We start from the raw sequence: 7292 nt of genomic DNA on the forward strand, positions 1-7292 counted from the left end.
AATCCAACGGCGGCCTTCGTGCTGGGGGCATCAAACCGCAATCTCGGGCGCCATGCCGAGGCCGCACGGGCGCTCCTGAGCGCCTATGAGCTGCTTCCAGACCGGGCCGACATCGCCGTACTGCTTCTTGAAGAAACCGTCACCGCCCAGGGGCTTGAGCCGGCGCGGCCGCTCTTCCAGAGGATCTCCGCCCGGGTCGCCGACCGCAGGATCGCGGCCTCATGGGCGAGGCTGCTGTTCCGCGCTGGCGCCGAGGCGGAACTCCCGCCGGGTTTCGTCACCGCGCCGCTGATGTCGGTTCCTGACTGGGCGGCCATGGCCGGGGTGACGATGGACTGGGTCGGCGAGCCGGAAGTCATCGCCTGGGTGAACCCGGTCATCGCCGGCGAGCCGGACGCCCCCCGAAACCGCAGCACCTACCTGGGCTACAGGCCCTACGTCTGCACGATTCGCGACGCGACGATCTTCTCCAGGTCGAGTCTGGTGCTCACCCCCGACGGGGCAGCTCTCCACGACTCCATGGCGGACAAGGACTACGGCGACGCCCTGGGCGACTTCATGTCCGAGCTGGGGATCGCCGAGCGGATCGGCGATCGGCTGCTGCTCGACGTCGGCCGATATCAGGCCGGCGACGAAATCGATGCGGCGATGCTTCTGTCGGGGTCGGTGTCTGAGCACTTCGGCCACTGGATCTCGGAATACCTGCCGCGGCTCAACCTCTTGCGGCATCACCCGCGATTCGAGACGCTGCCGATCATCGTCGACAGCGTCATGCCCCCGCAGCACTTCGAGTTCCTGCGGCTGCTGGCCTCAAATCCGATCATCCAGCTCCCGCCCGGCGGCGCGCTGCGATGCCGCGAGCTGGTGGTCGCGGCCCCCACCTACTTCTTCCCGGTGCACATGAACCAAGGCCACACCGTGCCCCCGGAGCGGCAGGGGCCGGTTTCCGTTGAGGCGTTCCACTTCATGTCGCGCCGGGTTCAGGCGCGGCTGCCGCCGCCCGACCGCACCGATCGCAAAATCTACCTGTCGCGGCGCAAGCGCGGCGGCCGCCGGCCGCGGAATGAGGATGAGATTTGCGCCTATCTGGCGGCCCGCGGGTTCGAGATCCTGGACCCGGAGGATCACACCTTCGCCGATCAGGTCCGGATCTTCCAGGAGGCGCAGGTCGTGGTGGCTTCCAACGGCTCGTCGCTGATGAACGCCATTTTCTCCGCCCCGGGCACGGAGTTCTTCGTCCTCTCCCAGCGAGGGATTTTCAACTGGGGCCTGTTCTGCGGCTGGATGGATGCGCTTGGCTATCGCGTGACGTTCATCTGTTGCGGCGACGAGACCCCCCGTAAGCACGCCATGTACACGGTCTCGATTCCGGAGCTGGAGGCGGGCCTGGGCGCCTCGGCCAGAACGCCGCTTCAGCCCACATAGGCCTAGCTATTCCGCGCGTCCGGCCGCGGGGAAGGTCCGCGACACATCCTGGATCGTGGGGAAGCCCTCGACGATCAGGTCGGTCTGGTAGGAGTACTTGTAGGGCGTCGGATAGCCGTGGGCCACGTAGGTCTCTTCGGCGGCGTTGTTGTACCGGGTGCTGAAGGCGATGCGGACCAGGCCATCACCCTCTTCGCCCGTCCGGTGCACCATGAACGAGGAGAAGGCGACCACGTCGCCGGGGTTCATCGGCAGCCGCACGAACTGATCCTCCGTGATCCTGGGATCGCTCACGGTCGGCGTCATGATGTGGTCGACCGTCGGCAGCAGGCCCAGGAGATGCGACCGGGGCACGACTTCCAAGGCGTGGGACCGCTCGGTGACCGGCGTGGTCGGGATCCAGAGCACTAGGCTGTCGAGGCTACCCTGCATGCTGCGCCAGTCCTGGTGCGGCGGCGACTTGTGATAGCCGCCGGGAATCCGCAGCAGGTCGGACATGATGTGGTTGGAGGCGCGCGTGGAGACCACGGGCACCTCGACGCCAAGCTCGCGAACAAGGGCCAGGATCGGCTCGGACAGCAGTAGCCGGTTCGCCGAAGGGAGCATCTGGGTGAGGCGCGCCGTGGAGATGTAGAGCTGGGGGTCGGCCGCCAGGAGCCGGGCCGCGTTAGCCTGCCAAGCCTCTCGGGAATCCCCCAGGTCGATGGCCAGACACAGGCGGCGAAGCTGCAGGACGAACAGCTCGCCCATCTGGCGATTGATCTCGTCCAGCTCGGCCGGGTCCAGCAGGCCACGAACCACGACGAAGCCTTCTGCAAGGAAATGGTCGCGCGGGGACGCCGAAGGTTCAGGCTTAGAGGTGGCCGCCGTCGTGGTCTTCATCTCTACAGTTCCGTCCCGGCCGTACTCTCGCAGATGGCGTAGATGCTCGCGCAGAGGTCGGGGTGTTTCCGGCCCAGCTTGAAGCACCCCTCCATATAGCCGTCGCCGACGATGTCGGTCTTCATCAGCTTGTCGAACTGGAAGTTGGCGAAGGGCTTAAAGAAGACGCCCCCGGTCTCCAGCGGCCTGAGCCCCGCCGCCTGGACGTCGGCCAGCAGGGTCTGCGCATTGTAGGTCCGGCGGTGCCCGTGGAGGTACTCGCCTTCGGTGACCGCGGTGGGCTCGGCGATCAGCCCCATCTCCACCGCGATCTGCCGCGAAGCAGCGTGCGCGTTCGGAACCACAAGGAACAGGCGGCCCTGCGGGGTCAGCCAGGTCCCGATGCGCTTCAGCAGGTCCACCGGCGCGTCCATGTGCTCCAGCGTATGAATCAGGAAGACCGCGTCGAAGCGCTGTTCCGGCTGGAAGGCCTCGAAACGGCTCAGCACGAACGCGACGGGGGGGGGAGCCTTCGTCCGGGCGACACCTATCAGGTCGCTGGAGCCTTCAACCACGGTCAGGTCGGAGAATATCGCCGCCAGCTTCTTCGTGAATTCGCCTTCGAAGCATCCCAGCTCGAGCGCCCGGCCGGGCGGCAGAAGGTCCCGGAACGTCCGCAGCATGTAGTCATGCATGCGATAGTCGAAATCGTAGGCATACTTGCGCGCCTCGGTTTCGGCGAACTCCTCGTTGAGGACCCGACCGCTCACCCCTGATCGCTCCTGTACATCCGCCGCTCGGGCGGCTGGTACCACTCGTCGAGGGTGGCGGGCACGCGGGCGTTGTAGCCCAGGATCTGGCGGGTGTCGGCGCTGAGCTCCGCGCCCCGGCCGTAACCCACCGCCCGCGGATAGTCGAACTGCTGCTTGATGAACGGCCGGCAGTACATCGGGGTCAGCGATCGGCGCAGCGCGTCGGTCCGGTTCTCGCCGCCGGCGTGCCAGACGTTGGAGTTGAACATCAGGATGCTGCCGGCCGGGCCCACCGCCTGTTCGGCCCGTTCGTAGAAGGTCGGCTCGTCCGGCTTCTCGGCGCGCTTGTGAGACCCGCTCAGCAGGTAGGTGGCGCCGTTCTCGGACGTGAACTCATCGAGCATCACCAGGGTGTTCAGGAGCAGCGGCATGTCCCCCGAGAACGAGCGGATGTCGCGATGTATCCGCTGCGCGTAGGACGTGTGCCCCCGCGTGTTGATCGCACCGCCGAAGGAATTGAGGATGCATTTCCCCTCGAAGTAGTGCTCGAGGTAGGGGGTAAGTGGCGCGCTGGCGTCGATGTAGTCCAGGAAGCTCGGCCGCTGGCCCACGAGGTGGTGCACGGTCCTGTCCGCGTCGGTGGCCACGCCGTTGCGTTCCTGGTGGGCGCGGCAGATCTCCCAGGCCACTTCTAAGTCCTCCCGCAGGCGCGCCACCAGGGACGGCGCGACTGCGTCCTCAAAAATCACCCAGCCCCGCTCGTGCATCCGATCGGCATAGGCGGCCAGATCGAGCGCGATCTTCATAGGACGGTCACGATGGATTTAGAGGGATAGAGGCTGCATTTTTCGATGGCGTAGGGGATGTCGCGAAACACTTCCTTGAAGGCGATGGCTTCACCGGGCGCGCCGCTCCAGGTGAGCTCGTCGAACAGGATCACGCTCCCGGGCACCAGGTGCGGCTGGATGGCCCGTAGCGCCGCGACCGTGGGCTCGTAGGGGCCCATGTCGAAGAAGGCGAAGGCCACCAGGGTTTCGGGATGGTCGGCGAAGTACTGCGGCGCGGTCTCGGTGACATCTCCGGCCACCAGTCGGTGATTGCCCCTCAGGTGGCCAAACGCATTGGAGCCTTCGTGCGCCTCGAGCAACTCGGCAAGGTAACTCGGATAGTCGGATGTGGCCCGATAGCTCCCGTGTTCCTTCAGGGCCGTATCGGCCATGCCGGAGGCTTCGGGATAGCCGGTGAAGGTGTCGAACCCGACGATGGTCCGCTGCTTGTTGAACGGCTCGTGGATGGCCCGCAGGTTCTCGAGCAGGACGAGGTTCTGGCCGCGCCAGGTCCCGAATTCCATCAGCGCGCCCGGCACCGACACGAATCGGCGGTAGAGGTCGTCCAGGACCAGGAATTTGACCAGCAGCGAGCTGCGGACATAGAGGCCCAGATTGAACATCAGTTCATCGGGCTCCAGGGGACTTCTGTCGAACAGCTCCTGGAGCCGCCGCCGGAAATCGAAGGATTCGCCGAAGGCGGTTGTCACCTCGACGGGCGCCGGATCAGTCATTCGAAATTCTCTAGGGTGGCGTAGCCGAAGCCGCTCTGGCCAAAGCCGTTTCCGTTGTAAAACATGATGATATGGCCGTCGATCTCGATCACCGACGGATAGCAGGTCATGGTCGAGTCCCAGCCGCCGCCAGCCACATCCAGGCCGTGCTGTTCATCCCGGCGCTGCCAGGTCAAACCATCGGGGGAATCGGCGAACCCGATCCGGTAGGCGCCCCGGCCGTCCCGGTAGTCTTCCGAGGACCGAAAGCAGTACCACATCAGATACTGCCCCCGAATTCGGACCACCGAGGGGTGCGAGAACGCTTCCTGTTCGTGGCTTTGCGCGATGCATACCTGGTTGGGGCGCTCCCAGCGGACGCCGTCGACGGAGTGGCAGTACTTGATCACATAGACGGGCTCGTAGGTCTCCCCCACCAGCGTCCAGCGCAGGCCCGAGATGTACCACATCCGCCAGACGCCCTCCTCATGCAGGATCGTCGGCGTCACGGCGATGTAGGGCTCCTGCGGGGTGCGCTCGAGCACCGGCCCCTCGAACAGCCGGCGGAAGGTCGCGCCGTCATCGTCACTCACGGCGATGCCCACCGAGTTGCGGTAGGGTACGGTCATGCCGCGGTTCCAGCCACTGTAGTAGAGCCAGACCTGACCGTCGCGGCGCAGGGCATAGCTGGGCATGACCCCATCGTCGTCGAACGTGCCGGGGGCGCCGAACGGCAGGATGGGCGCCTTGTGTTGGTAGATGACCCGGGTCAGGTCCCCGCGGTCTAGGTCGACGTAGGTCGTGTAGCTCTTCCCGACCTCATTGCGGTCGGCGTAAAAAATCCGCACCCGGTCGTCGTACAGCAACGGGGTCGGGACCTGGGCGTGTGAGTTCGCCCACGTATGATCCGCCGGATTGAAGATCCGGCCCATTCGCTTCCAGCTCATCGCACGCCTTCAGATCGACCTTAGTCGGCTACTGGGAACCTTGCTCATCGTGGCCGCCTGGGCGATCAGCACGGCCTCGTCGGGGGCGGAGGCCAGCACCAGGGCGCCGGCGCCGATGACCGCGTGCGCCCCTATGCTGATCCCGTCGCGGACGGTGGCGTTCACGCCGATGAAGCATCCATCGCCGATCGTGCAGCTGCCCGAAATCACCGCCTGCGAGGCGATGAAGCAGTGATCGCCGATCGTGCTGTGGTGGCCGATGTGGTTGCCTGACCACATGGTGACGTTGCGGCCGACCGTCACGAACGGCTGGATCACATTGTGCTCCATGATGATGGTGTTCGGCTGCAGCACGAAGCCGTTCCAGACCGCGGCCTTCGGGCTCACATGGCTGGCCAGCGCATAGCCCTTGGCCTCCGCTTCAGCCACCTTCTGCATGCGGAACTTGTTCACCTGCCGGAAGCTGACGGCGACGAACATGTCGTAGCTGTCCGGCGGGTATAAATCCTGGACCCGCTCGAAATCGACCACCGGAACACCCAGCACGGCGCCGGCCTGGCGGAATTGGGCGTCGACGGTGAACGCCGCCACCGGGCGCGCGCCCTCCGCCGTGAAGTAGTAGTGGGCGACCTCAGCGATCTGGCCGGCGCCGAATATGACGAGCTCACGCATCCATCGCTCCGCCGGTCCATAGGCCATGCCGATCCGCCAGTGAGCGGCGCCCGATGATAACCAGCCAGACGGCCCACAGCGAGCCCCCGGGGGCGATTTCCCCCGAGGTCTAATAACAACCTCGTGGCGCCGGCGGCCGGAGCGCCGGAGAGGGTCAATAGAGTGGCGTTCGAACTGACGGCGCCAACCCGGCCAACGAGGTCGCCGGGCTGGGCGCGCGCGCAACGCCGAGCATCAGCAGGTTCAGCGACAGCGCCGAGACGCTGACGGGCACGCACGACCGATCCGCTTTTGATCGGCCAACGTAGAAGTCAGGTATTGGGCATCTGGCTTTGAAGCCAGCGCTGCACGCATCGACCTCTGGCTACGAGTGACGGAATCGCCGTCTTCGGGACGGGCTCCTCAAAGAGCGCCAGCGCTTCGTCCAACTCGCGAAGGCGGTAAAGCGTCACCGCCAGGGCCGTGAGGTTCGGGCTGCTCCATTGCCTCGTCGCACCTCTCCCAAACCATTTGGCCGCTTGGTCTTCGAGGCTCTGAACCCTATCGAACCAAGGAACCGCATAGACGCGCACCGCTTAGGCGACCTCCGCCGGTCCGTTCGGATTGTTTTTCCACCATCGATCGCGCCCATCGATCAAGGCCCCGATCCGCACGCCGGACTGAATGATGCCCATTGTCTCGTCGAAGGCGATGGCCTCGAGTATCATGTCGGTCTCAAGATCCCTCGCCCAAACATTCACAGTCACACTGCCATCAACCCAGCTCTTCTGGAGGTCGAGCCTCTCTTCCATATCGCCGCGAATGCGTGTCCACAGCCGCTTCTCACGCTCAAACCCAAGGGGGCGCAGGATGGCGTCTATCGCCTTAGTGTAAGACGTGCGCGGCATATGAATGGCTTCGGATCATAGAAGATGGACCGTGTCTTCACACCTGTAGCTTGCACGTATTTCTTGACGGCCCTTGCTGCGGCACGATGGCCAGACGGTGTGTTGGGCTTCAGTTCCATCTGAAAGAGTTTTGGCTCTCCTCCCCGAGTCGGAACTCGCAGCGGAGTACGAACATCAGGCCTCAAAATCCTGCCGCCGGACACTTTCA

At 65.0% G+C, this 7292-nt stretch carries 8 protein-coding genes; 1 reads left to right on the plus strand and 7 read right to left on the minus strand.

The genetic code is table 11. From position 1 onward, the window contains the following. Positions 1–1425, plus strand: a 1425-nt coding sequence (locus tag ACLL81_RS10755; RefSeq protein ID WP_411288340.1) for a glycosyltransferase 61 family protein, incomplete at its 5' end; no start/stop codon positions are given. A 6-nt stretch (positions 1426–1431) separates the two neighbouring features. On the opposite strand, the gene ACLL81_RS10760 is transcribed toward ACLL81_RS10755, so the two are convergent. The 7 genes from ACLL81_RS10760 to ACLL81_RS10790 all read right to left on the minus strand — a co-directional run bounded on the left by ACLL81_RS10760 (position 1432) and on the right by ACLL81_RS10790 (position 7084). Then, positions 1432–2307 carry a phytanoyl-CoA dioxygenase family protein gene (locus tag ACLL81_RS10760; RefSeq protein ID WP_411288341.1) on the minus strand — a complete coding sequence of 292 codons (876 nt, stop codon included), beginning with the start codon at positions 2305–2307 and terminating at the stop codon, positions 1432–1434. Between the two features lie 2 nt (positions 2308–2309). Beyond that, complete coding sequence (locus tag ACLL81_RS10765; protein ID WP_411288342.1) at positions 2310–3056, minus strand: class I SAM-dependent methyltransferase; 747 nt, start codon at positions 3054–3056, stop codon at positions 2310–2312. Further along, positions 3053–3844 (minus strand): phytanoyl-CoA dioxygenase family protein, encoded by a 792-nt coding sequence (locus tag ACLL81_RS10770; protein WP_411288343.1) that lies wholly within the window; start codon positions 3842–3844, stop codon positions 3053–3055. Before ACLL81_RS10770 ends, ACLL81_RS10765 begins: the two co-directional genes overlap by 4 nt. Further along, positions 3841–4599, minus strand: a complete 759-nt coding sequence (locus ACLL81_RS10775; protein WP_411288344.1) for a TylF/MycF/NovP-related O-methyltransferase — start codon at positions 4597–4599, stop codon at positions 3841–3843. The genes ACLL81_RS10770 and ACLL81_RS10775 overlap by 4 nt, the downstream gene beginning before the upstream one ends. Next, on the minus strand, positions 4596–5525 hold the full coding sequence (locus ACLL81_RS10780; RefSeq protein WP_411288345.1) for a hypothetical protein: 930 nt from the start codon (positions 5523–5525) through the stop codon (positions 4596–4598). Before ACLL81_RS10780 ends, ACLL81_RS10775 begins: the two co-directional genes overlap by 4 nt. 9 nt (positions 5526–5534) lie before the next feature. Further along, positions 5535–6197, minus strand: a complete 663-nt coding sequence (locus ACLL81_RS10785; protein WP_411288346.1) for an acetyltransferase — start codon at positions 6195–6197, stop codon at positions 5535–5537. Positions 6198–6772: 575 nt separating this feature from the next. Next, positions 6773–7084: a DUF4304 domain-containing protein gene (locus ACLL81_RS10790; protein WP_411288347.1), complete on the minus strand. Its 312-nt coding sequence runs from the start codon at positions 7082–7084 to the stop codon at positions 6773–6775. Between the last annotated feature and the right edge of the window lie 208 nt (positions 7085–7292).

This window comes from Phenylobacterium sp. (assembly GCF_046590535.1).
GTDB lineage: Bacteria > Pseudomonadota > Alphaproteobacteria > Caulobacterales > Caulobacteraceae > Phenylobacterium.